Origin of the sequence: Amycolatopsis sp. NPDC049688 (genome assembly GCF_040674975.1) — a bacterium.
Taxonomy (GTDB): domain Bacteria; phylum Actinomycetota; class Actinomycetes; order Mycobacteriales; family Pseudonocardiaceae; genus Amycolatopsis.
Map to the genome: position 1 here is coordinate 260857 of NZ_JBFANY010000004.1, position 23356 is coordinate 284212.

The window sequence follows — 23356 nt, forward strand, 5'->3', positions numbered from 1 at the left end:
AGATGACGGAAACACAGGAAACCACGGGGTTCGACGCCCCGCCGCTGCGCCGGCTCCGGTACTTCCACGGCGAGCTGCTCAGCGCGCGGGATTTTCAGCGGGAGCAGGATTACTTCCGCGACAAGCTGAAGCTGCGCCTGCGCTGCCTGCTGGGCTACGGCGTGGTGTGCGGCCTGCACGTCGAGCCGGCGTCCGACGACGAGCACGCGGCCGCCGAGGCCGAGTCCGAGGGGGCGCACCGGCACCGCGCGAAGGTCCGGATCACCCCGGGGCTGGCGGTGGACTGCGAGGGCAACGAGGTCGTCGTCCGCGGCAGCTGCGCGGTGGACCTCTGGAAGGCGCTGCCGCCGGAGGAACGGGACAAGACCACGGTCTGGGTCGGTGTCCGGTACGCGGAGCGGCCGGTGGAGCCGGCCCGTGCGGTGTTCGACGACGGCTGCGCCGACTCGCCGGAGTGCGAGTTCACCCGGATCGAGGAGTGTTTCTCGGTGCGCGTGACCGGGTGCGAGCCCCCGGTGGACGACCGCTGCGACACCTGCTGCGAGCCGTGCGCGCACCGGACGTTGTGGCTGGCCGAGATCACCGGCGTCGACTTCGGCGAGCCGGTGCGCCAGGAGCGGATCCGCCAGGACATCCGGCGCCCGTTCGGCAGGCACGTGCCCACGGTCATCACCGGCGTCAACTGGATCCACGGCCACACCTACGGCGTCGACGAGGCGAAGAAGCTGCTCGGCACCCAGGACGAGGCGGCCGGGCTGGTGGTCCGGTTCTCCGACGACGTCCGCGTCGACTCGCTGCAGCCCGGGGTCGTGCAGGTCCAGGTGATCGAGGGCGGCGCCGGCCGCAACGCCGACACCTGGTACATGGGCGGGAAGTTCACCGCGCCGGACGGCTCGGCCGGGGAGTTCACCCGGGAGTTCCGCTACCGGCAGACCACGCGGGAGACGCTGCAGGACGGCGACCAGGTGGTGATCACCGTCCGGGCCGCGTTCCTGCTCGACCGCTGCTGCCGCCCGGTCGACGGCACGAATGTCGGTGGCCGCGTGCCGCTGATCGGGGCCGAGGACTCCACGCCCGGCGGGGGGTGTGCGCGGCCGCCGTCGGGCATCGGGCCGTGGACGTCCGGCACCGGCGCGGGCGGGGACGTCTTCGAGAGCTGGTTCTTCGTGAAGGAGGGCTGATCATGCGCACAGACTGCGGCTGCGGCTGCGGGGGGACTTCGGCCCGGCCGTCCACCTTCGTGCGGCCCCGCTTCTTCGCGGGCCAGCTGCTCACCGAGGACGATCTCGGGCTGCTGGTGACGTACCTGACGGGCAAGAACCGGCTGCACAACCGGAGCCTGTCCGGGCCCGGTGTGGTGTGCGGTCTCGAGGTGAGCTGCGACCCCTGCGGCGGCGGCGCCGTCGTCGTGCAGCCCGGGCACGCCCTGGACTGCGCGGGCAACGACATCGTGCTGACCTGCCCGGAGAAGGTCGACGTCGACGCGCTCGTGCGGGAACTGCGGGTCAGCGGGCTCGGCGTCGACTGCGGCACCGGCTGCGACGACGACCGCTCCTACGGGCTGTTCGTGCGGTACGAGGAGCTGCCCGTCGAGCCGGTGACGCCGTTCGCCACCGAGGAGCCGTGCCCGTCACCGGCGTGCGTGCCGTCGCGGGTCCGGGAGGGCTTCAAGTTCGTCGTGAAGTGCGACGACGCCGACGACCACCGGCACAACCCGCGCACCCGGCTGCTGGCGAGCCTCGGCGACCCGGACCGGTTCGAGGAGATCCGCGCCCTGGCCGCGCGGCTCGGGCGGTACCTCGACCCGTTGTCGGCCGCGGTGACCGCGTCCGGGCGGACGTTCCGGTTCGACGCCGCCGACGCCGCCCGCTTCCGCGACGGGGTGGCCTGGCTGCGCGAGAACGGTTCCGGTGAGGGACCGCCGGAACCGCCGCTGGCGCGGGCGATGACCGAACAGGTCCGCGCGGTGGCGAGCGCGATCGCCCGGTTCGACACCTACGACCCGGCCGGACAGGCCCAGCTGGTCAAGGATTTCACCGACCTGGACGGTGTTTCCGGGGCCCGCGAGGTGCTGGCGGCGGCGTGCGGGCGGCTGGCCGCGGCCGATGCTTCGGTGGTGTGGCCGGATGCGGTGCACCGCGCGATCGCCGTCGCGGTGGTGACCGAAACCCGGGCCCGGGTCGTGCAGCCGGACGCGGAGGCGCCCGCGCAGGTCCGCCTGCTGGCGCAGGGCACGCCGGTCGGCGACGCGCTGCAGGCCGCGTTCCGCGGCGACCTCGACCGGATCCGCGACTGGCTGCTGGGCCGGCTCGACCAGTCGGGCGGCGGGGACTGCGGCCTGCGCGCCGATGTCGCCGGGACGGCCCTGCCGGTGCTGCTGCCGTCGCCGGAACCGGACAGCGCCGAGCGTGTCCCGCTGGTCGGCCTGCAGCAGATCCAGGAGGCGGCCGCCCGCCTGACCGTGGCGTTCCGGCGGTTCGTGACCGACGCGGCCTGCGCGACGCTGAACCCGCCGTCCCCGGACTGCGCCGACACCGACGTCCTGCTCGCGCACGTCGAGCTGGCGGACTGCGACGTCGTGCGGGTCTGCTCGGCGACCCGGGAGCAGGTCCTGCCGGGCGGCTCGGCCTACGGCGAGTGGCTGCCGAAGCTGTACCCGCTGCGGGAGCTGGCCGAACGCCTGTGCTGCCGTCCCGTTCCGGCGTACCAGAAGCCGGAGCTGCCGGCGGACGGGCCGGTGCCCCGCCGGTACGTCGAAGAGCTGCTCGAGGCGTGGCCGCGCACCGACGAGCTGGACCAGCTGCTGGAGCTGGTGTTCACGCGCGCACCGGGCGAGACACCGCCGAAGGCGCTGCACGAACAGGTCCAGGCCACGCCGAGCGAGGTCGTCGACAGCCTGCAGGAACTCGCCGTGCTGCGGGCCCGGGTGAGCGACCTGGCCACCACGGTCGAGGGGCTGCGGGCGCAGCTGGCCTCGGCGCAGGAGCAGGTGTCCGCCGTCGCCGAGCGGGTGCCGGAGCCGGCTCCGGAACCGGCGGAACCGGCGGAAGCGGAGGGTGAGCCGGAGAAGCCGAAGCGGCCGCGGGCCACCCGGGCCCGGAAACCGGCGACCGGTGAGACGTCATGACCGGCCCGCTGCGCCCCGCGTTCGGGGAAGGCCAGGTCCTGGCCGCGGCGGACCTGTCGGCCACGGTCGAGCACGCGCGCACCGCCGCCGCCCGGCACGCGCGGTACCTGCACGAGTGGGGGATCGTCGAGGGACTGGCGCTGGTCACCGCACCCCGGACGGACCCGCTGTCGGGCGCGCGGTTCACCGAGGTCACCGTGTCCGCCGGGCTGGCGGTCGACGGGACCGGGCGCGAGGTGGTCGTCCCGCGGCCGGTCGTGCTGCGCGAAGCCGACTTCGAGGCGGTCAACGGCGCCGCACCCGCCACCACCGATCCGTACCCGGTGTTCCTCGCCGCCGTCGACCGCGATCCCGGCGGCCCCGCGCGGCCGGATTCGTGCGGGGCTCCGGCGGTGCGCACGCGCGTCGAGGAGTCGTACCAGATCCTGTTCGGCCGGCTGGGCGACGAGCGGCTGGTCGCCGGGCAGCAGCCGCCGTCGGTGGCCGCGGCCTCGGCCGACCCGCCGGTGCGCTGGCTGGTCCTGCTCGGGTACGTGCGCTGGACCGACGGGCACTTCACCGGGGTGACCAAGTCCGCGCGCCGGGTGGGGCTGCGGTACGCGGGCGTGCGCGCCGACGTCGTGGCCGCGCAGTCGGGCACCCTGACGCTGCGCACGTCGGCGAGCGAAGGCAAGCCGGCGGTGGTGCTGTCCGGCGAGGACCCGCCCAGCCTGGTCTTCGGCCTGTACCAGGGCAACGGCGAGGTCGATCCGCTGCTGACCGTCGCCGCCAACGGCAACCTGTCGATCAAGGGCAGTTTCGCCGGCCGGATGTCGGTGGGCAGCGTGCTGGTGACGTCGGGGACCGCCACCGACGGGATGCTGCTGCCGCTGCCCGCCGGCGTCACCGCGCAGGAGGTCGCCGACGGCCGCGCGGTGCTGCACGTCCAGGTCACGCCGCGGATCCCGCCGGTCACCGGGATGCAGCTGCACAGCGCGGCCGAGGCCGGGGTGGACGCGGACCGGCGGGTGCGCTGCCGGATCCGGACCTACGACCTGCAGACCGCGCCGCCGGAGATCGCCGAACGGCCCGGGGCGGTCGACTTCCTGGTGCTGGCCGCGGTCGCGGCGACGAACGGAGGTGACTGATGAGCCTGTCCGTGGTGTACGCGGCGGACACCGGGCACGTCCTGGGTGCGCTGGAGCTGACCGGCGGCGGCACCCCCGCCGACGTAGCGGCGCTCGTCGGCCCGGGCCTGCCCCTGCGCGTCACCGCCAAGCTCGGCGGCACGGCGCTGAACCTGCCGATGGCCGCGCGGCGGCTCGGGGCGGCCGCGGTCGACGACGAGCCGGGGGCGTTCACCGACCCGCTGGCCTTCGGCGTCGAGCTGACCGCGGCCGGTCAGCCGAAACCGGCGCTGGCGCAGCTTTCGCCGTGGCCGGTCACCGATCCGGTGACGCTGACGACGTCCACGCTGTCGGTCACGCTGCCGGCGCCGGTCACCCGGGGCACGCCGGTGCTCGTGCTGGTCTCCGGCGACACCGAGCCGTCGGTGACCAGCGGGCAGCTGCAGGCCGGGCAGCAGGAGGTGGGCGTGCAGGTGCGGCTGCGCAACGGCGACGAGCACGGCGTGCTGGTGCTGATCGCCGGGCAGGCCGGGCTGCTGGCGGCGAAGGTGGTGGCGGACGCGTGAGCGCACCCACCGCGCCGGAGGTGACCGTGCGGCAGTGCCGCGTCACCCTCGTGCGGCAGGGCGGGTGGAGCTGGGGCCCGGACCCCGAGGGCCTGGTCCGGCAGCTGCTCGCCCGGCTGCCGGACCTGCTCGCCGCGGAGTACGCCGCCGAGCTGGCCGGTGCCGGGCCGGACGTGGAGATCGCGGCCCCGGTGACGCTGGTGGTCCGGGCCGCGACGATGACGGCGGTGCGGGCCTCCCCGGTCGTCGTGACCGATACGCCGGCGCCGTCGCCGGCCGCGCCGGAACCGGCCGCGGCTCCGGCGGCGTTCGAAGAGCCGGTCACGGGGGAGAGCCCGCCGGAACCGCAGACCATCGCCGGATTCTTCGCCGAACTGGCCGAGCGCGGCGAACTGGAACCGATGCTGGCCCTGCTGCCCGAGACCGCCCGCCGGCACTACGTGCAGGCCGCGCTCGACCACCTCCGTGCCGATCCCGGCGCGCTGCCGCCCGCGGTCGCCGACCGGCTGCGGGCCGCACTGCCGGCGCCGGACGCGCCCGGGCCGCCGGTGAACTCCGCGACCGAGTCCACAGTGGACATCCCGGCGGCGCGGCCGGGCACCGCGGTCGAGACCGCGTCGGCGCTGCCGTTCCTGCTGACCGGACCGCTGGCGCGGATCGGGTACCTCGACGCCATCGGGCCGGTGCTGGCCGAGGACGCGCCGCTGTTCGCCGCGGCACTGGCGTACAAGGTGCTCGGCCCGGTCGCGCGCGGCTGGCGGCGCACCGACGCCGACCGCGGGACCGCCGCCGCCTTCGCCGGGCTGGCCGACGTGCCCGACGACGACCTCACCGCGTTCGCCCGCCGCAGTCGGCCCGCGCTCGGCGTGCTCGACGGCGTGCTCGCGCTCTCGCTGTGCCGCGGTCACGACCCCGGTGTGCCGCTGCTGCTCGCGGGGGCCGCCGGCGGGCTGCTGCTGGCCGACGCGCAGGGCCTGTTCCCGATCGCGTGGTCCGGGTCGCTGGCGGACCTGCTGCCGCACTGGGAAGCGTGCGGGCGGCCGCCGGTCCTGGTTTGCGACAGCCCCCTGCCACGCCGGTGCCTCGCGGACCTGGTGGCGGCCGGGGTGCCCCTGATCACCGACGTCCGGCCGGTGCGCGGCGACCCGCTGGCCCGGCTGCCCTGGCGCACCCCGCTGTGGACGGCCGGCGCGGTCGACCTCCGGCTCGCCGCGGACTTCCCGGCCCACTCCGCGCGGCTGGCCGGCTTCGTCCGTGCCCTGGTGCTGGAACGCCGGGCCGTCCCGCTCGCCGCCGCGCCCGACCTCGAACGCAGCGTCACCCTGGCGGCGTCGCTGAGCCTGGGCCTGATCGCCTGGCAGCTGTGGCACGACCGGGAAACCCCGGAGCCGGTGCTCGCGCTGAGCCGGTTCGGCGACCTGGACGCGTCGGTGCGGTTCGAGGCCCACGCGGTGCGCGTGCGGATCCCGCTGGGCCGCCGGCACGCGGACCTGCTGCGGGCCGGGCTGCTCGCCGACGTGCCCCGGGTCCCCTGGCTCGGCGGCCGGACCCTGACCTTCTCGGGCGGATGAGCATGGACACCGCGATCGAGCACCTGCGGATCCGCCTGGCCGGCGCGCACCGGGCGCTGCGCGCGGCGGTCGAGCGGCAGGCCGCCCTGGCCGCCCGGCTGACCCGGCCCGACCTCACGCCGTACTGCGTGACCGACGAACAGGTCGGCGTGCTGCTCGACCAGGTCGACGCGATCGCCGGCGCGATGACCGAACCGGAGGCCGGGGCACCGCCGGAAACCGGCGCCGAACGCGATCTGCGGCGCGCGGCGGCCGCGGCCGGGCGGACGTTGCCGCTGGACGCCCTCGCGACCCGGTTCGGGCTCTCCCGCGCCGACCAGGACGCGCTCGTGCTGGTCGCGGCGCCCGAGCTCGACCCCGGCTACGGCCGGATCTACGCCTACATCGTGGACAACCTGAACCGGCGCCTGCCGAGCGTGGAGCTGCTGGTCACCGTCGGCGACGGCCCGCGGCTCGCGCGCCGGCGCGCGCTCGGCCCGGCGGGCCCGCTGCGGCGCTTCGGCCTGCTGCGCGCGTCCGGTGAGGCGCCGCTGGAACTGGACCAGGAGCTGGTGCTCGGGCCGGGCGTGTTCGAGTTCCTGCTGGGCTGGGGCGGCGACGTCGGCCTGCTCGGCCACGATCCCGGCGAGGTCGCGGCCCCGCGGGTCGTCCTGCCGGTCCTGTCGTCGGACGGCCTGACGCGGCTGGGACGGGCGCTGGGGACCGGCGACGTCGACCTGGCCGGGCTGTGGTTCCCGCCTCCCGCCGGCCCGCCCGACGGGCAGCTCGACGCGGTCCGCGCGCTGGCGCAGGCGGCCGGGAAGCCGTTGCGGCGGCTGACTTCCGCCGTCGAAGACGACCTGCGGATCGCGGCCGCGGTGGACGCCCTGCTGTGGATCCCGGTCGACGACGTCCCGGACGAGACGCTGGTGGCCGCGCTGGTGCGGTCCCGGGTGCCGGTCTGCCTGACCGGCCTCAAACCGTGGCGCCCGGCGAGCCTGCTGGCGGCGCGCTCGTACGGCGAGCTGACGATCCCGTCGCCGGGCTTCCAGGACCGCCGGGCGATGTGGTCGGCGGCGCTGCCCGGGCTGACCGGGCCGCTGCTGGAGGAGCTCGCCGTCCGGTACCGGATGAGCGGCGGCGAGCTGCGCGCGGTCGCCTCGGTGGCCGGTGCCGGGGCCCGCCTCGCCGGCGACGGGCAGCCGGTCGCCGAGCACGTCGAACCCGCGATCGCGACCGTCACCCGCGGCCGCTCCGGCGGCGCCGTCCAGGCGATCCTGCCGCGGCGCGGGCTCGACGACCTGGTCCTGCCCGGCCCGCAGCTCAACCAGATCCTGGAGATCGCGTCGGCGTTCCGCGCCTGGCCGCGGATCGCCGAGACGTGGGGGTTCGCCCGGCGCACGGCCCACGGCGGGGTCAAGGCGCTGTTCACCGGCGAACCCGGCACCGGGAAGACGATGTCGGCCGAAATCGTCACCGGGATGCTCGGGCTCGAACTGCTGAAGGTGGACCTCGCCCAGGTCGTCTCGAAGTGGGTGGGGGAGACCGAGAAGAACATGGAGACGGTGTTCCGGCGGGCCGAGGAAAGCCACGCGGTGCTGCTGTTCGACGAGGCCGACGCGCTGTTCGGCAAGCGCGGCGAGGTCCGGCACGGCACCGACCGGTACGCCAACCTCGAAGTCGGCTACCTGCTCCAGCGGCTCGAAGCCAGCGACGGCCTGGTCATCCTGACCAGCAACCTCAAGGAGAACATCGACCCGGCGTTCACCCGCCGCTTCCACTTCGTCGTGCACTTCCCGCGCCCCGGCGCCGGCGAACGCCGCCGCCTGTGGCGCCTCGCCTTCCCACCCGAAGCGCCCCTGGCCACCGACGTCGACTTCGACGTCCTCGCCCGCCTGGACATGACCGGGGCGAGCATCGCGGCGGCGGCCCGCACCGCCGCACTGGCCGCCGCCGACGCCACGGCCGCGTCGATCGGGATGCCGCACGTCGTCCGCGGCGTGGCCCGCCAGTTCCACCGCGAGGCCCGCCTGCTGCGCCCCGCGGAACTCGGCTCGTTCGCACACCTGCTGGATCCGGAGGCGCCATGACCGAACTGCTCCCGCCCCAGCGCCCACCGGCGCCACCGGTCACGGCCCAGGAACTGCGGGTGGCGGCCGCCGCCGAACGGGGTCACACGCCGCTGGTCCTGGTCCCCGCCGTCGTCGGCAACGCCCAGACGGCCAAAAGCATGGAGTCGAAGACCGGGCCCGTCGAGTCCGCCATCGCGGCCGGTCAGGACCGCGCCGGCAACGCCGCCGTGGCGGGCGCGGCGATGCGGATGATCCCGATGGCGCTGCCGAAAGCGGAGACGCACCCGGGCCGCTGATCAGTCCTCGACGGTCTCTTCGACGTACCGCACGTAGCCGTTGCCCCGGCGTTTCGTGTACTCGAAGATGAACTCGTCGGAAAACCCGTGTTTGTCGCGGTAGACGGGGACGGCTTCGGCGATGTAGGACGCTTCGGCGGTGAGCGATCCGTCGGGGTGCAACGTCATCAAGCGCAACCTCTCACCTGTGGAGGTGTCGACCGCGTAGAGGATGCGAGTGGTCATCTATTCGCCCCAGCGACTCTGCTTTTTCACTTCCGCGAAGCGTTTCATCATGTCATCGTACCATTCCTGCCGCGACGGAAGGAATTCCGGCCGGAGGGCTTCGAGTGCCGCCTGTAGTCGTTCGACCTCGCTGCGGCTCAAATCGTTCTTGCGCCACTCATTCCGGGCGAAGTCGTAATAGGCCTTCCCGAAGGTCTGGTACGTCCAGCCCGAGAGCTCCTTGCCGGCCTCCGACCACGCCTCGCCCTGGTCGATCCCGGTGACCTTGCCGTCGAGGACCACGTAGTTGCCGGGGTTCCGGTCCGGATTGCCGATCAGCACGTCCAGGAGACCGATACGCCTGCCCCGTTCGGAGGCCATCAGCCGCTCCTGTTCGGCCTCGGGCAGGAGGAGTCCTCGCCTTCCCTCGGCGTAGTCCATCAGCACCTCGGTCTGCGAGTAGCGGAACGCCGCCGGAACCGGCGCCCCGACGGCGCGGGAGACGGCGGCACCCAGCCGTTCGGCGTCGGCGCGGTCGTGCCCGGTCCGTAGGACCCGCCGCTCCGACGGGGAGACCAGGTGCATGATGTCGGAGTCGTCAACCGGAACCTTTCGCACCGCCTTTTCCCCGGTTTTGAACGTGAGCAGTTCCACCTCGACCGATTCGTCCAAAGGCGTCCGCTTGACGACCAGCTGGGGAATTCCCTTCGTCAGCTCCACCAGGTGGCGGATCCCGTCGTAGGACTTGTGCCAGAGGTTGACCGGCCCGCTCTTCTCCTCCGGGCTGTTCACCCCGGCGAACCGCAGTGTCGTCTTCGTCGGCCCGAAGCGGTCGATGATCAGCGACAGCTGCTTGAGCTTGTACTTCCGTTTGATCGGCTTCAGACCCTCGTCGATCCCCGTCACCGACGCGCCGGGCCGGGCCAGGGCCATCGCCTCCCGCAGCGCCGTCGCCACCGCGCCCTTCACGGGGGCGTCCTGGTCGGGTTTGCGGTGTCCGGCGGCCTGGTGCGGGGTGTCGCGTGGATCCTTCCGCGGCTTTCGGGGTATCCGTGGCTTGCGGCCGTCGGGACGCTTGTGCCGGGGACGCTTCGGCTTCTTCTTCCGGCCGAGCTTGGCCTTGAGTTTCCGCCACGCCGCCTTGACGAGGCCGACGATCTTGTCGATCACCCAGTCGATCGCCTTCCCGACCGGTTTGGCCAGGGCCTGGACGATCTTCTTGACCTTGTCCGCGATGCCGCCGAGCCCCAGCAGGGACGCCAGGAAGCCCAGCAGCACCGGGATCGCCTTCGCCAGCGCCCGCTCGATCAGGCCCGGAACACCGCCCGCGCCGCCGCGGGCGATGGCGATGACCGCGTCGAGGACCGCGTTGACGAAGTCGAAGATCTGGCGGGCCTGGGTGACCACGAACCGGACGATGTCGATGATCAGCTTGACCGCGCGGACGAATGCCGACGCCGGATTCAGGAGCGAGATCACCCAGGTGATGCCCGCGATCACGATGGTCGGCGTGACGTACTCGATCACCTTGTCGAGCAGGGTCTTGCGCAGGTCGCCGATGCGGGTCCGCAGGTCGTCCCACATCCCGGTGATGCCACGCCGGCGCACCTCGGCCACCAGCGGGACGGCGGTTTCCGCGGCCGCCGCGGCCTGCGGGGGCAGGCGGCGGCTGATCCGGGCCCAGATCGCCTGCGGTGTCAGGCCGAGCAGGCCGGCCAGCAGCGTCAGCACGCCGCGGGTGTCGAACTTATCCGGCAGCTGCAGCCCGGCCTCGGTGGCCTTGCCCAGCAGCCAGCTCAAGATGCCCTGCTGCAGGTGCGTGCCGATGTTGCGCATGAACTGCCGCAACCCGGCGCCGACGGCGGAGACGAGGTTGCCGAGGAAGCCGACCGGGTCGCCGAGGATGGCGCCGACGGCCTGGGCCGCCTTCGCGAGGATCGCGAGCAGGAGCCGTCCGAGTTCGAGGATCGTGTCGATCACGCTCTTGATCGCCTCGACGGCCTTCGTGACGAGTCCCTTGTTCTTCTCCTTCTCCTCGGCGATCTGGTCGTCGACGGCCTTGAGCGCGTCGGTGTACTTGGTGGCCAGGGTGTCGACCAGCTCGGTGCCCTTGTCGTCCACCTCCTGGGCCAGCTCGTCGAACTTCTCCGCGAAACCCTCCGCGGCTTCCCGGCCGATCGCCCGCAGATCCTCCGGGAGCCGTTTGACCTCGGCCTGGATGTCGCTGCGGCCCTGCGCGATCCGCTTCTTCGCCCGGTTCAGCTCGGTGCCGATGGTCGTGGCGACGTCGGAGATGACCTGCTTCATCCGCTGGACGTAGCCGGCCCGGGCCTCGTCGTAGAACTGGTTGACCTCGTCCGGCAGGCCGAACAGCTTGTCGCCCGCCCACTTGAACGCGCCGAGCGGACCGCCGTACCGCCGGCGTTTGTAGTCGATCATCCTGCGCGAATATTCGACGGTGAACTGGGCGCGAGCCTGCTTCTCGCCGCGGGTGAACTGGTCGTCGACCAGCTTGTCGAGGCCGTGGAGAATGCCTTCGACGTCGGTTTTCATCGTGTCGAAGACACTCTGCAGCCGTGCGGTGATCTCCGCGCGTTTCGCCTCGTCACGGCTCTTGGCGCCGGACTTGCCCGCGCCCACCCGTTGCCCCGCGGCGACGCGTTTCGCCCCCATAGCGCCCATCGCTGCGGTGCCGAGCCGTTTGGCCTGCGCGGTCGACACCTGCAATTGCTGAGCCTCGTGCTTGCGCATCCGCCCGGGCGCCGCCTCGGAATCACGCTCGGCGGCTTTCTTGTCGTCGAGGGCACCGGTGAACACCGGCTCGTTCGATTTCCGCAGCTGGGTTTCGGTGACGTGCGCGTCGGCCAGCTGCCGGTCGACCTTGGCGGGACCGGCGGACAGATCGGTGGCCGACGGCGGCAGCTTGTCCGGGACGGCGTCGGCGGCATCCGGCGCGGCAGGTGCCCCCGGGGGCCGGTCCGGCGCCATCGGGACGACCTTCTTCGCCACCGCGCCGGAAGTGTCCGGGGGAGCGGCCGTGGTCGCGGAGATCTCCTCGGCCGAGTCCTTCTTGCCGGTGCCGACCTGGCCCTGGACGTCCGCCTTGATTTCCTCGGGCTTGCCCGAGCCGGCGAAATCGTCCGCCTGCTCGAGGTTCTTGGGCGTCTTGGCTTCGATCGCCTTTTCCACCGCGGCGATGAAGGCCGCCTTGTCGAACTCTTTCGGCTTCGCCTCGTTCATCTTCTCGGCGTTGGCCGTCTTACCCTGCGCCTCCTCGTCGTCCTTGGGCGGCCGCGCGGCGTCCTGCGCCGCACCCGCCTCGGCCTTCGGCGGCGGATGGGACCCCGCCACGGTGCGCTTCTTGTGCTGGACGTCCTTCTTCAGCGCGACGAATTTCGGATCGGCGTGGGGACCCGGCCGCCGATCGGGTGCGGCCGGCTCCGTGGGCCCTTCGGCTTGCCGGGCGGCCGCGACAGCGCCGTTGCCCACCTGGTCCTGGCCGCCGCGCGGAACCGGCCCGGGCGGCAGGGGGAGCGCACCCCGACGGCCCAGCAGTGCGGACACCGCGGCGTTCGAAACCGGCGCCGCGTCGGCCGGCCGTTCCCGGGTCGCCTTGGCCGCGGCCACGGTGGGCGCCGCCGCCTCGACTCGCGGCGCGAGGGCCAGTGGAGGCGGTGGCATCGGCCAAGGCTGCCAGCCAGGCCGTGGCCAGACCGTCACCGAGGGATCGCCGGACCGTCCGCTACCCGAGAGCCTCCACCCGGCGGACCGACCCGTTCGTGACGACTGCGATCAGCCGCTCACCCGGCAGGCCCAGGAACGGGCACCCGTCGGCGCCTTCGCGCAGCGACGCCGTTTCGTCACCCGGCTCGATCCACCGCAGCTTCCCCGATTCCAGCCAGCCGGCCAGCTCGAAGTCGTAGTCCGCCACGTCGGCCGCGGCGGTGGCCCAGCCGCGGGGCTCGCCGGGCTCGTAGACCGGGTAGTCGTTGGTGCCCCACAGGTTGATCAGCGGGACCCCCTCGGGTTCCGGCCCGAAGTAGCTGATCGTCCAGCCGGTGTGCCGGCCGACGGGCACCTCGGCGAGCACCGCGCGGACACCGGGCGCGGCCAGGATCCGCGGCACCACGAACGGCACCCCCGGGCCCGGAACCGCCGTGAAAGGCATGTCCTCCACCGGATCCGCGAGACGCATCGCGCCGGCCATCGCCAGCCAGGCCGGCGGCACCGAGGTGGGGAGCCGGCGGATCGTGGCGTCGTACGCCCAGAACTTCCCGTCCAGCCCGTAGGTGTCGATGGGCCACCGCACCACCTCGCCGGTGTCCGGGCACCGGGCGACAGTCACCGCCGGCAGCATCCGGCGGTACCAGCGGTTGATCTCCGTGATGCGGTCCCACAGCGGGAACGCCTCCTCGCCGCGGCCGGCGGCACGCAGTTCGAGCGCACGTGCTTTCAACTCGTTTGCTTCGGCGGTCAGCCGCTTTCGCTCGGCACCGGTGTCCTCGGTCATCGCGGATCAGCTTCTCCTCCGGCTCAGCGGGGTTTCGGCGTAGACGAACCGTACCGGCTGGCCGGGCGCGAACCGGACCACCCCTTCGCCGCCACGCTTGCCCTGTTCGACGAGTTCTTCCCGGATCTTCGCCTCTTTTTCCGTTTTCGTCTTCCAGCGCACGACGGCACCGTGCATCACGCCGATCTCGCGTTCGATCAGCTCCTGGATGAATTCCTCGTACTCGGCCTCGGACAGTTCACTGCCATCGGCGAAGCGGATGTCGTACAGGTCGTGGTCCCCGGCGATCGGCCGCCGCCTGCCGTGCTCGTCGTAGCCGAAGACGACGTAGTCGATCACGTCGAACCGGCCGGGTCCCCGCTTCCCGTTCCGGAGTTTCCGCATCGTGTCGCCGTATTCCTGCCGTTCTTCCTCCCGCTTGTTCCACCGTTTGACGGCCGCCTCCCGCCGCTCGGCCTTCAGGCCCGGGCGGGGCTGCGGCGGGGTGCGGAGGAAAAACCCGACGAGGCCGCGTTTCGCGGGTTTGATCACCGGCGGCTGGCCGAGCAGGAGGTCGGCGTCGTTGATCGTCTTGGCCTTGATGGCCTGCGGCTTGTACATGGCCTTTTTCTTTTCCAGGTGCCGCACGGAAGCCGGGTTGGTCGGCCGGACCTCGATGATCAGCTCGTTCAGGTCCGCATAACGCTGGAATTCGCTCTGGTTGGCCGACAGGATGCCGTAGTCGGCCCGGACTTCCTCCCGGGTCAAGGCGATGTTCTCCTTCGGCCCGTCGAGCTCCGGGTTGACCGCCGCGGCGAAATGGGCGACGTGCTCGGTGCCCCTGACCCCCTCGACGACGATGTCCAGCCTGGTCAGCTTGTGCCGCCGGCGGATCCCGGCCAGCTTCGGCTTGATCTGCCGCACCGTCAGCCCGGCCTTGACCAGCGCCCGGGCGTCCCGCATCGCCGCGGCCAGCATCCGCTGGAAGTCCTTCTTCCCCGGTTTCGCGGGCTTCTTCGGCTTCGCGCGCCCGGGTTTCGTGCGCCGCTTGCCCCACAGGCGTTTGACCAGGCCGACGATCTTGCCGATCACCCAGTCGACCGCTTTCCCGACCGGTCTGGCCAGCGCCTGGACGATCTTCTTGACCCGGTCGGCGATGCCGCCGACGCCGAGGATCGACGCCAGCAGGCCGAGCAGCACGGGGATCGACTTCGCCAGCGCCCGCTCGATCAGCCCGGCCACCCCGCCGACGGCGCCGCGCGCGATGGCGATGACGGCGTCGAGTACCGCGTTGACGAACTCGAGGATCTGCCGGGCGCGGGTGACGACGAACGTGACGATGTCGATGATCAGCTTGACCGCGCGGATGAACGCCGAGGCCGGGTTGAACAGCGAGATGATCCAGGTGATGCCCGCGACGACGATGGTCGGCGTGACGTACTCGATGACCTTGTCCAGCAGCGTCTTGCGCAGATCGCCGACGCGCTCGCGCAGGTCGTCCCACATGCCCGCGACCCCGCGCCGGCGCACCTCGGCCACCAGCGGCACGGCGGTCTCCGCGGCGGCGACGGCCTGCTCGGGCACGCGCCGGACGATGCGGGCGCGGATCGCCTGCCAGGTCAGGCCGAGCAGCCCGGCCAGCAGCGTCAGGACACCGCGGGTGTCGAACTTGTCCGGCAGCTGCAGCCCGGCTTCGGTGGCCTTGCCCAGAAGCCAGCTCATGATGCCCTGCTGCAGGTGCGTGCCGATGTTGCGGAGGAACTGCCGCAGCCCGGCGCCGACGCCGGTGACCAGGTTGCGCAGGAACCCGATCGGGTCGCCGAGGATCAGGAACACCGCCTGCGCGGCCTTGGCCAGCACGGACAGCAGCAGGTCCTTGAGTTCCATGATGGTCTTGATGACGCCCTTGACCGCGTCGACGGCCTTGTCGACCAGGCCCTTGTTCTTCTCTTTCTCCTCGGCGATTTCGTCGTCGACGGATTTGAGTGCGTCGGTGTACTTGGTGGCCAGGGTGTCGACGAGTTCGGTGCCCTTGTCGTCGACGGATTCGGACAGCTCGTCGAACTTGCCGTCGAAGTCGGCGGCGGCCTGCTTGCCGATGTTCTGCAGGTCGGCGGGGAGCTTCTTGACCGCGGCCTGCAGTTCGGTGCGGCCCTGGGCGATGCGCTGCTTGGCGCGGCCCAGCTCGGTGCCGATGGTGTCGGCGACGTCGGAGATGACCTGCCGCATCCGCTGCAGGTAGTGGTCGCGGGCGGTGTCGAAGATCCGGTTCGCTTCGTCGGGGAGCCCGGCGAACTGGTCCTTGACCCAGCGCAGCTTGCCGATCGCGCCGGAGTACCGCCGGTCCTTGTACTCGTCCATCTTCCGGCGGTGTTCGGCGGTGAACGCGTCGCGCGCGTCCTTCTCCTCGCGGGTGAACTGGTCGTCGACCTTCTTGTCGAGACCGTCGAGGATGTGCTGGACGTCCTTCTGCATCGTGTCGAAGACCGCCTGCAGGATCGCGGTGACTTCGGCGCGTTTGTCCTCGTCCCGGCCTTTCGCGCCGCCCTTGCCCGCGGTGACCTGCTGGCCGGTGCGGACCCGCTGGGCCCGCATGGCACCCATCGCCGCGGCGCCGAGCCGGTGGGCCTGCGCGGTGGACGCCTGCAGCTGCTGGGCTTCGTGTTTGCGCATCCGCCCGGGCGCGGCCTCCGCGTCGCGTTCGGCGGTCTTCTTGTCGTTGAGGGCGCCGGTGAACGCGGGTTCGTTGGACTTCTGCAGCTGGGTTTCGGTGACGTGCGCGTCGGCCAGCTGCCGGTCGACCTTGGCGGGGCCGGCGGACAGGTCGGTGGCCGACGGCGGCAGCTTGCCGGGGACGGCGTCGGCGGCGTTCGGCGCGGCCGGCGTCCCCGGCGGCCGGTCGGGTTGCATCGGGACGACCTTCTTCGGCACCGCCGCGGCCGTGTCGGGCGCCGCGGACGTGGTCGCGGAGATCTCTTCGGCGGAGGTCTGCTTGCCGGCGCCGACCTGGCCCTGGACGTCCGCCTTGATCTCCGCCGGCTTGCCGGACTCGGCGAACTTGTCGGCCTCGTCGAGGTTCTTGGGCGCCTTGTCGGCGATGGCCTTCTCGACGGCCCGGATGAACGCGGCCTTGTCGAACTCCTTCGGCTTGGCGTCGTTCATCTTCTCGGCGTTGGCGGTCTTGCCTTGCGCCTCTTCGTCGTCCTTGGGCGGCCGCGCGGCATCCTGCGCCGCACCGGCTTCGGCCTTCGGCGGCGGGTGCGACGCGGCGAGCGTGCGTTTCTTGTGCTGGACGTCCTTCTTCAGCGCGGCGAACTTCGGATCCGAGCCGGGCCCCCTGGCCGGTTTCTCCGTGGCCGTCTTCTCCGCGGCCACGGCGCTGTTGCCCACGAGGTCCTGCCCGGCGGCCGGCGGGAGGGCGACCCGTTTGGCCAGCAAGGCGGACACGGCGGCGTTCGACACCGGCGCGGGCCCCCGGCCCGCCGGCGGTTTCCTGGCGGCAACCGGAGCCTCGGGCGCCGCCGTGACCGCGGGCTGCGGCGCGAGAACCTTGAGGGGCGGCGCCATCGCCGCAGCATGCCAGCCCGGGGATGACCGCAGCGTCACGACGACGTCATCACGCCGTGGTCCGGCGGACTAGACTGCCCGCCGGACCACGGGAGGGTGGATGAAGGCCGATCGAGGGGGCGAAACGCACAACGTCATCCGGGATTCGGTCGTGTTCGGCTCGGTCGTGCAGGCCCGGGACGTCGGCGGCGTGTCGGAGGCGCCGGACGGGTGGGCGGCCCGCGTCTTCGGCTCCAGCCTGTGGGAGCACGTCGGCCAGGAGACGGACTTCTACCGCGGCCGGGTGTGCGCCGCGGCCGCGCTTCTGGAGGACGTGGTCACGGCGCTGCTGCCGCGGCTGGCGGACGACCCGTGGCTGGAGCCCGGGTTCGCGACGCGGTTCCTCGAGCGCATCGAGTGGCTCTGGAACGAACCGGCCCCGGAACTGAGCGCGTCCGAGGCGGCGTTGCTCACGCTGCTCCCGTTCCTCCGGCAGGCGAACCTCCTCCGGCTGGCCGTCGAGCACGCGGGCCTGAACCCGGCCCAGCTGGGCCGCGATGCCGGCGACACGGCGGGGGCCCGCTCGTTCGAGGCGTTCCTCGACGGCCACGACGTCCTGGTCCACCGAGCGGGCCTGCGACCGGAGTCCGCGCCGTCGATCGGCTGGTGGCTGTTCCACCGCTGGCTGGCGCGGCACGAGTCGTTCGTGGACGCTGGTCGGATCGGGCAGCTGCTTCGCGACATCGGCGCCCCGGTGGCGGAGCTGGGGGAGACGTTCGCGGTCGATCGCGTGGGTGCGCTGCTGGAGGGCCTGCGGCTCGGGCCGGACGTGTGCCACCCGGAGTTCCTCGGTGCCCTGTCACCGGAGGACCACGTCCGGGCCCCAGGCCGCCAACGGATCCGCGACCAGCGCCTGGGGCTCATGACGGCGTTGGCGGCCGCCTTGGCGATCGAGGTGACGGCGCTGCCGGACGTCGTGGGCGAGCACCTGGGCATCCCTGTCCCGGTCGACCCGGCCGCGGCGGTCTCGTGCCTCGACGACGCGGTGTGGGGAGGCCCGCACGACTTGCCGGTGCTGCGGGCGCGCTGCCCCCACGAGGCACTGGTCGAGGGCTTGCGCGAGCACACGGCCATCGCCGACGAGCTCCTGCACGGCGTGCGCCGCTTGGTGCGGGAACGCATCACCCACCCGATGCCGGAGCTGCCTGCCCGCCTGTCGGCGGCCGGGGTCGGTCCGGCGCCGGGCATGTTCGACAGCTGGGCGCGGTTCCGGCTGGACCAGCACCGGATGCGCGACCTGCTGATGGGGGTGCAGCTGTACAAGGACCCGGACCTGGCGGTGCGGGAGCTGTACCAGAACGCCCTGGACGCGTGCCGCTACCGCTCAACCCGGACGCAGTACCTGGACCGCACCCGCCCGGCGGCGTACTCGTACGCGGGCGCGATTTCGTTCGCGCAGGGCGTCGAGGATGGGCGGCCGTACCTCGAGTGCCGGGACAACGGGATCGGGATGGGGGAGAGCGAGCTGCGCGGGGTGTTCTCCAACGCCGGTGGGCGGTTCCCCGGACAGGCGGAGTTCCGGCACGAGCGGGCGGGCTGGGAGGAACTCGATCCGCCGATCCGGCTCTACCCGAACAGCCGGTTCGGGATCGGCGTGTTCAGCTACTTCATGCTGGCCGACGAGATCCGGGTCACGACGTGCCGGATGGGACTGGACGGGGTTCCCGGGCCCGTGTTCGAGGTGGGGATCCACGGTCCGGCGCACCTGTTCCGGATCGTCCGGGTGGCGGAGCGGGGTGACGAGCCGGGGACGACGGTCCGGCTGTACCTCAACAGCGACCGGCCGTGGTCGTGCGTCAAGGTGTTACGGCGGCTGCTCGCGGTGGCCGAATTCGACACAACGGCCCAGGACGGCGAGGAGACGGCCACCTGGCGTCCCGGAGAACTGCAGGCCCGTTCGGCCGTCGCGGGCGAGCGGTTCGGTTTCCATGCGAGTGGAGAAATCGCCAAATGGCGTGGCGCGGTAGAAGGGGGCCGGGTCTTCTGGTGCAAAGAAGGAGGCGCACTGCTCGTCGACGGCCTGGTCGTGCACCCGGCACAGCGGCGAGGAGTGTGCGCCGGTCCCGGCGTGACGGTCCGCGGAGTCGTGGTCGACCTCAGCGGACCGTGTGCGCCCGAGCGGCTCTCGGTCGACCGCACCGAACTGGTCGACGACGTGTCGGACCTCGTCGAATCGCTCCTGACGGCGGCGGCCGGGGAGCTGGCGGCTTCGGAGCACATCCCGCTCAGTTATGCATGGATCTGCCACGTCGCAGCCGGGAGCCCGATCATCGCCGACTTGGTGACCGAGGCATGCATCGGTGCGGGCCGCACCGTGAGCCTCGGTGACCGTTCGGTCGAGCTCGCGCGGTCCGGCTGCTTACCGGCGGACTTCAAGATTTTTTGGACTGCCGGAATCAATGAAAGAAAACTGACTTATCGCCAAATGGTAGAATTCCCCGGTCCGGTACCCAATAGCATTCTTCTTTGGCGGCTGCTAGCCCACCGATCGAGCCCCATACTCGACGAGCTGACGGCCTTCTGTCCCGAACTGTCAGGTTTCGACGACCTGCGGCCCGCTCTACCATCGGATGAACTGATTTTGGCGACGGGTTTTCCTGACGGAGTCAGGCTCAGATGGCGAAGCGAGAGCGAATATGTCAGCACTGTCGTCGGCGATGTGGTCGCCACGTTGGGTTGGACCGCACGGGAGGCGGAAACGCGGATTGCCGAGTTGCGCGCGAAATTCGCCTGCGAGCCGCGGCCTACTGGTGGCGGCCACCGAAGACGCATCTCTTTGCCGCGCGGAGTCAACTCTTTCGATTCGGTGTGGTTCTTCGGCAGGCATATCCGGAATATGCTCGTTCCACCCGGCCCGATTCCGTATCGGCACATTTTCGAGCTTGCGGAAAATTTGGATCTCCGGATCGGCGAGGTTGTCGAACGCTTGCGCGGATTCGGGTTCGACGTGCACCTCCACGTGCCGGACGAGCTGACCAACCTGGAACGATCACTGTTCGAGCCATCCACGTGGTGGAACTTCCGAACCGACCAGGCCATGCCGTACGGCTACCTCATCCTGGCATCCGGTCGGCTCCGCGCACCGATGTCCGAGCTGGAAAACCTCGTCCGCTCGTACGGATTGGACATCTCGAGTTCCGTATTGCCCCGGGGCCTGACGTCGGACAGCGCGCTGAGCCTGCTGGAGTACAACGGCCTGGAAGACATCAATCTGGAACCGGAGGCACCGTTGCTGCTGCAGCCGTTGATCGACCTGTCCCGCCGGAACCACACCTCGATAGCGCAGGTCGTCGACTGGCTACGGCAGTTGGGCATCCAGGTCCCCGACCTCGGAGACACCATTCGTGCGGCCCTCGCCCGCGTCCCGACCGTCACCAGGTGAAACCGCCGTCCACGACGCCAAAATCCGCAACCCCTCATGCGAAGCCGACCCCGGCTCCGCTGTCAGCACCATCAGCCGCTGCCCACTCCCATCCGGGCTCTCCCACATATCGCAGTCCAGTGAAAGCTCCCCCACTACCGGATGCCGATACCGCTTGACCCCATAACTCGCACTCGTCACATGATGCGCCGCCCACCAACTCCGGAACTCCGGATGGTGCACCGCCAGCTCACCCACCAGATCCGCCAGCTCCGGCGCATCCGGATCCTGCGCCGCCTCCAGGTGCAGCGCCGCCACCGCCGTCCGGGCCGCGTCCTCCCAGTCGACGTGCAGCGAGCGCACCGCGGCGTCCGCGAACAGCAGGTACACGTAGTTCCGCCGCGCAGCCGGATACCGGGCGAAGTCCGTGAACAGCGCCGCCGCCGAAGGATTCCACGCCACGATGTCCAGCCGCCGCCCCAGCACCATCGCGGGCGTCTCCGCCAGCTGGTCCAGGAGCCGCTTCATCGCCGGACGCACCTTCTCCGCGGTCCGGCGGCGCGGTCGGCGGAACGGCTTGGCCGCCAGCTCGTACACGTAGGACTGCTGGTCTTCGCTCAACCGCAGCGCCCGGGCGAGCGTCGCCAGCACCGACGCCGACGCCTGGACGCGCCCCTGCTCCAGCCGCGTCAGGTAGTCGACGCTGATCGCCGCCAGCTGGGCGACCTCCTCCCGGCGCAGGCCCGCGACGCGGCGCCGGGTGTCCGGCAGCCCGACCTCGCGCGGGCTCAACTGCGCGCGGCGCGCCTTGAGGAAGTCGCCGAGCTCCTTCGGCCGTCCGGTGGGCTCCATACCGCCGATTGTCCCTCGCCCGCGACGCCCCAGGGTGGGCAGGATCCTTCCCCCGAACGCGCTGTCCCGGGCAAAGACCTGTCTCTTACCCCGCGGCGTGAGGGAGCCGAAGGTGGAGGCATGCCCGAGAACGTGAGTTTCCCCAGCGCCGGCGTCGACATCGCCGGCCACCTGTACCTGCCCGCCCACGACGGCCCGCACCCGGCCGTGGTCGTCGGCCACCCGGCCGGCGGCGTCAAGGAACAAACCGCCGGCCTCTACGCCCGCCGCCTGGCGGAACGCGGATTCGTCACCCTCGCCTTCGACGCCGCCCACCAGGGCGAGAGCGGTGGCCTCCCGCGCGGCCTCGAGGACCCGGGACAGCGCGTCGAAGACCTCAAGGCCGCCGTGTCGTTCCTGACGACGCGGCCCGAGGTGGATGCCGGCCGCATCGGCGCCCTCGGCATCTGCGCCTCCGGCGGCTACGTGCTCCCCGCGGCGGCCACCGACCACCGGATCAAAGCCGTCGCCACGGTCAGCGCCGCCGACATCGGCCGGATGTTCCGCGAGGGCGCCGACGGCACCCAGGACCCCGCGGTCGTCCAGGGCATGCTCGACGCCGCGGCCGCGGCCCGCACCGCCGAAGCCCGCGGCGAGAAGATGACGTCGTTCCCGATCTTCCCGCCGACCGCCGAGGACGCCCGCGCCGCCGGCGGGCAGCACGGCTTCGAGGGGTTCGACTACTACCGCACCGGCCGGGCGTTCCACCCCCGCGCGGCCGCGGAGTTCACCTGGGACAGCCTCGACCGGATCGTCGCGTTCGACGCGGGCCGCTTCGCCCCGCTGATCGCGCCCCGGCCGCTGCTGATGGTCGTCGGCACGGAGGCGGTCACCGCGCGGATGTCGACCGAGGTCGCCGCCGAGCCGGCGCAGCTGCGGTGGATCGAGGGGGCGACCCACGTCGACCTGTACGACCGCGAGCAGTACGTTGGGCCGGCCGTCGACGAGCTGGCCGGGTTCTACACCGCCCACCTCGGCCGGTGAGGTGAATCCTTTCGCGGGGACGGCCCCTCTTATGGGTGTTGGTCACGTCGAGAGGGAGAGAGAGTGCGATGGGGTGGGTCAGCGAGCAGCTCGTCGAAGCCGCGCAGCAGGGTGACCTGGAATCGATCACCGCGGTCGTGCACGGGGCGCACCCCCACGTGCGGCGCTTCGCCGACCACCTGTGCGCCTCGCCGCAGGACGCCGAGGACGCCGCGCAGGAGGCGCTGATCGTCCTCTACCGCAAGATCGGGTCGTTGCGGGCCACGGCGGCGCTGGCGTCCTGGATGTTCCGGATCGTCCGCAACGAGTGCCTGCGCCGCGTCCAGCGGCTCCGCGACGAAGCGGCGGAGCCCGCCCTCGCGGCGTCGGCCGAGGACGAGGTGCTCCGGCGCCTGGAAGCCGAGCGCGTCGCCGAAGCCATCCGGGCGTTGCCGGACGTCCAGCGCCGCGTGCTCATCATGCGCGACGTCCTGGGGCAGCCGGGCCGCGCGGTCGCCGACGGCCTCGGCCTGAGCACCGCGGCGATGAAGTCCCACCTCCACCGGGCCCGGACCACCGTCCGGCTCCGGCTGCACGGCTCTCCCCACGCCTGAAAGGAAGTTCCCTGTGCTCGAAGCCGGATCACCCGCACCGCCCCTGGAACTGGAGGACACCGAAGGCCGGACCGTCCGCCTCGCCGATCACGCGGCGCTGCTCTACTTCATGCGGTCGACCTCCTGCCCGGTCTGCAACCGGCACGTCCGCGACCTCGTCGAGAGCGCCGGCGCGCTGGCCGGCGTCCGGGTGTACATCGCCGTCCCCGAGGACCGCGCCGAGGCCGCCGCGTGGCGGGCGAAGCACCGGATCCCGTTCCCGGTCCTCACCGGCCGCCGCGACACGCCCCACGAGCTGGTCGGCCTCAGCCGGAAGGTGTTCGGCTCGATGCAGCAGTCCGGCAGCGTCCTCGTCGACGCGCAGGGCATCGTCCGCCACGCCCACGGCGCCACCCTGCCCACCGGCAGCTACGACCGGAAGGGCATCTTCGCCGCCGTCGCGCGGCTGCGCACCACCGCCTGACCGTGTAACTTTCATCGCCCGGCTGTCCACTGTGGACCCGACGCACGC

At 72.0% G+C, this 23356-nt stretch carries 16 protein-coding genes; 11 read left to right on the forward strand and 5 right to left on the reverse strand.

Annotated features, from left to right (window positions below):
• Nucleotides 1-2 precede the first annotated feature (2 nt).
• The 7 genes from AB0J55_RS16565 to AB0J55_RS16595 are packed head-to-tail and all read left to right on the forward strand — an operon-like array spanning nucleotide 3 to nucleotide 8717.
• Nucleotides 3-1181 carry a hypothetical protein gene (locus AB0J55_RS16565; RefSeq protein WP_364248599.1) on the forward strand — a complete coding sequence of 393 codons (1179 nt, stop codon included), beginning with the start codon at nucleotides 3-5 and terminating at the stop codon, nucleotides 1179-1181.
• Between the two features lie 2 nt (nucleotides 1182-1183).
• Complete coding sequence (locus tag AB0J55_RS16570) at nucleotides 1184-3127, forward strand: hypothetical protein (RefSeq protein WP_364248601.1); 1944 nt, start codon at nucleotides 1184-1186, stop codon at nucleotides 3125-3127.
• Entirely contained in the window at nucleotides 3124-4254 is a 1131-nt protein-coding gene (locus AB0J55_RS16575) for a hypothetical protein (protein ID WP_364248603.1), read from the forward strand. Before AB0J55_RS16570 ends, AB0J55_RS16575 begins: the two co-directional genes overlap by 4 nt.
• Complete coding sequence (locus tag AB0J55_RS16580; protein ID WP_364248605.1) at nucleotides 4254-4799, forward strand: hypothetical protein; 546 nt, start codon at nucleotides 4254-4256, stop codon at nucleotides 4797-4799. The genes AB0J55_RS16575 and AB0J55_RS16580 overlap by 1 nt, the downstream gene beginning before the upstream one ends.
• The gene (locus tag AB0J55_RS16585) at nucleotides 4796-6370 is read left to right on the forward strand and encodes a hypothetical protein (protein WP_364248607.1); all 1575 of its coding nucleotides are present in this window, start codon (nucleotides 4796-4798) and stop codon (nucleotides 6368-6370) included. The genes AB0J55_RS16580 and AB0J55_RS16585 overlap by 4 nt, the downstream gene beginning before the upstream one ends.
• Nucleotides 6367-8439: an ATP-binding protein gene (locus AB0J55_RS16590; protein ID WP_364248609.1), complete on the forward strand. Its 2073-nt coding sequence runs from the start codon at nucleotides 6367-6369 to the stop codon at nucleotides 8437-8439. The genes AB0J55_RS16585 and AB0J55_RS16590 overlap by 4 nt, the downstream gene beginning before the upstream one ends.
• Nucleotides 8436-8717 carry a hypothetical protein gene (locus AB0J55_RS16595; protein WP_364248611.1) on the forward strand — a complete coding sequence of 94 codons (282 nt, stop codon included), beginning with the start codon at nucleotides 8436-8438 and terminating at the stop codon, nucleotides 8715-8717. Before AB0J55_RS16590 ends, AB0J55_RS16595 begins: the two co-directional genes overlap by 4 nt.
• On the opposite strand, the gene AB0J55_RS16600 is transcribed toward AB0J55_RS16595, so the two are convergent.
• The 4 genes from AB0J55_RS16600 to AB0J55_RS16615 all read right to left on the reverse strand — a co-directional run bounded on the left by AB0J55_RS16600 (nucleotide 8718) and on the right by AB0J55_RS16615 (nucleotide 16977).
• Nucleotides 8718-8942, reverse strand: coding sequence for a hypothetical protein (locus AB0J55_RS16600; RefSeq protein WP_364248613.1), 225 nt, complete (start codon nucleotides 8940-8942; stop codon nucleotides 8718-8720). It lies immediately after the preceding gene.
• Nucleotides 8943-12602, reverse strand: a complete 3660-nt coding sequence (locus AB0J55_RS16605) for a hypothetical protein (RefSeq protein ID WP_364248615.1) — start codon at nucleotides 12600-12602, stop codon at nucleotides 8943-8945.
• 61 nt (nucleotides 12603-12663) lie between these two features.
• Complete coding sequence (locus AB0J55_RS16610; RefSeq protein WP_364248617.1) at nucleotides 12664-13431, reverse strand: hypothetical protein; 768 nt, start codon at nucleotides 13429-13431, stop codon at nucleotides 12664-12666.
• Between the two features lie 6 nt (nucleotides 13432-13437).
• Nucleotides 13438-16977: a hypothetical protein gene (locus AB0J55_RS16615; protein WP_364248619.1), complete on the reverse strand. Its 3540-nt coding sequence runs from the start codon at nucleotides 16975-16977 to the stop codon at nucleotides 13438-13440.
• A 445-nt stretch (nucleotides 16978-17422) separates the two neighbouring features.
• Between AB0J55_RS16615 and AB0J55_RS16620 the strand changes: the two genes are divergently transcribed.
• On the forward strand, nucleotides 17423-20398 hold the full coding sequence (locus AB0J55_RS16620; RefSeq protein ID WP_364248621.1) for a hypothetical protein: 2976 nt from the start codon (nucleotides 17423-17425) through the stop codon (nucleotides 20396-20398).
• Here the strand turns inward: AB0J55_RS16620 and AB0J55_RS16625 are convergent.
• Entirely contained in the window at nucleotides 20315-21229 is a 915-nt protein-coding gene (locus AB0J55_RS16625) for a helix-turn-helix domain-containing protein (protein WP_364248623.1), read from the reverse strand. The genes AB0J55_RS16620 and AB0J55_RS16625 overlap by 84 nt on opposite strands.
• 120 nt (nucleotides 21230-21349) lie before the next feature.
• On the opposite strand from AB0J55_RS16625, the gene AB0J55_RS16630 reads away from it, so the two are divergent.
• From AB0J55_RS16630 to AB0J55_RS16640, 3 genes are all read left to right on the forward strand, one after another.
• Nucleotides 21350-22252, forward strand: coding sequence for an alpha/beta hydrolase (locus AB0J55_RS16630; RefSeq protein WP_364248625.1), 903 nt, complete (start codon nucleotides 21350-21352; stop codon nucleotides 22250-22252).
• Nucleotides 22253-22320: 68 nt separating this feature from the next.
• Nucleotides 22321-22845 carry an RNA polymerase sigma factor gene (locus AB0J55_RS16635; RefSeq protein ID WP_364248627.1) on the forward strand — a complete coding sequence of 175 codons (525 nt, stop codon included), beginning with the start codon at nucleotides 22321-22323 and terminating at the stop codon, nucleotides 22843-22845.
• A gap of 13 nt (nucleotides 22846-22858) precedes the next feature.
• The gene (locus AB0J55_RS16640) at nucleotides 22859-23308 is read left to right on the forward strand and encodes a redoxin domain-containing protein (protein ID WP_364248629.1); all 450 of its coding nucleotides are present in this window, start codon (nucleotides 22859-22861) and stop codon (nucleotides 23306-23308) included.
• Nucleotides 23309-23356: the final 48 nt, after the last annotated feature.

Coding starts and splice junctions, on each gene's coding strand:
- AB0J55_RS16580 (WP_364248605.1), top strand. CDS start 4,254: ATGAGCCTGTCCGTGGTGTACGCGGCGGACACCGGGCACGTCCTGGGT.
- AB0J55_RS16595 (WP_364248611.1), top strand. CDS start 8,436: ATGACCGAACTGCTCCCGCCCCAGCGCCCACCGGCGCCACCGGTCACG.
- AB0J55_RS16570 (WP_364248601.1), top strand. CDS start 1,184: ATGCGCACAGACTGCGGCTGCGGCTGCGGGGGGACTTCGGCCCGGCCG.
- AB0J55_RS16605 (WP_364248615.1), bottom strand. CDS start 12,602: ATGCCACCGCCTCCACTGGCCCTCGCGCCGCGAGTCGAGGCGGCGGCG.
- AB0J55_RS16630 (WP_364248625.1), top strand. CDS start 21,350: ATGCCCGAGAACGTGAGTTTCCCCAGCGCCGGCGTCGACATCGCCGGC.
- AB0J55_RS16635 (WP_364248627.1), top strand. CDS start 22,321: ATGGGGTGGGTCAGCGAGCAGCTCGTCGAAGCCGCGCAGCAGGGTGAC.
- AB0J55_RS16600 (WP_364248613.1), bottom strand. CDS start 8,942: ATGACCACTCGCATCCTCTACGCGGTCGACACCTCCACAGGTGAGAGG.
- AB0J55_RS16610 (WP_364248617.1), bottom strand. CDS start 13,431: ATGACCGAGGACACCGGTGCCGAGCGAAAGCGGCTGACCGCCGAAGCA.
- AB0J55_RS16565 (WP_364248599.1), top strand. CDS start 3: ATGACGGAAACACAGGAAACCACGGGGTTCGACGCCCCGCCGCTGCGC.
- AB0J55_RS16615 (WP_364248619.1), bottom strand. CDS start 16,977: ATGGCGCCGCCCCTCAAGGTTCTCGCGCCGCAGCCCGCGGTCACGGCG.
- AB0J55_RS16625 (WP_364248623.1), bottom strand. CDS start 21,229: ATGGAGCCCACCGGACGGCCGAAGGAGCTCGGCGACTTCCTCAAGGCG.
- AB0J55_RS16575 (WP_364248603.1), top strand. CDS start 3,124: ATGACCGGCCCGCTGCGCCCCGCGTTCGGGGAAGGCCAGGTCCTGGCC.
- AB0J55_RS16590 (WP_364248609.1), top strand. CDS start 6,367: ATGAGCATGGACACCGCGATCGAGCACCTGCGGATCCGCCTGGCCGGC.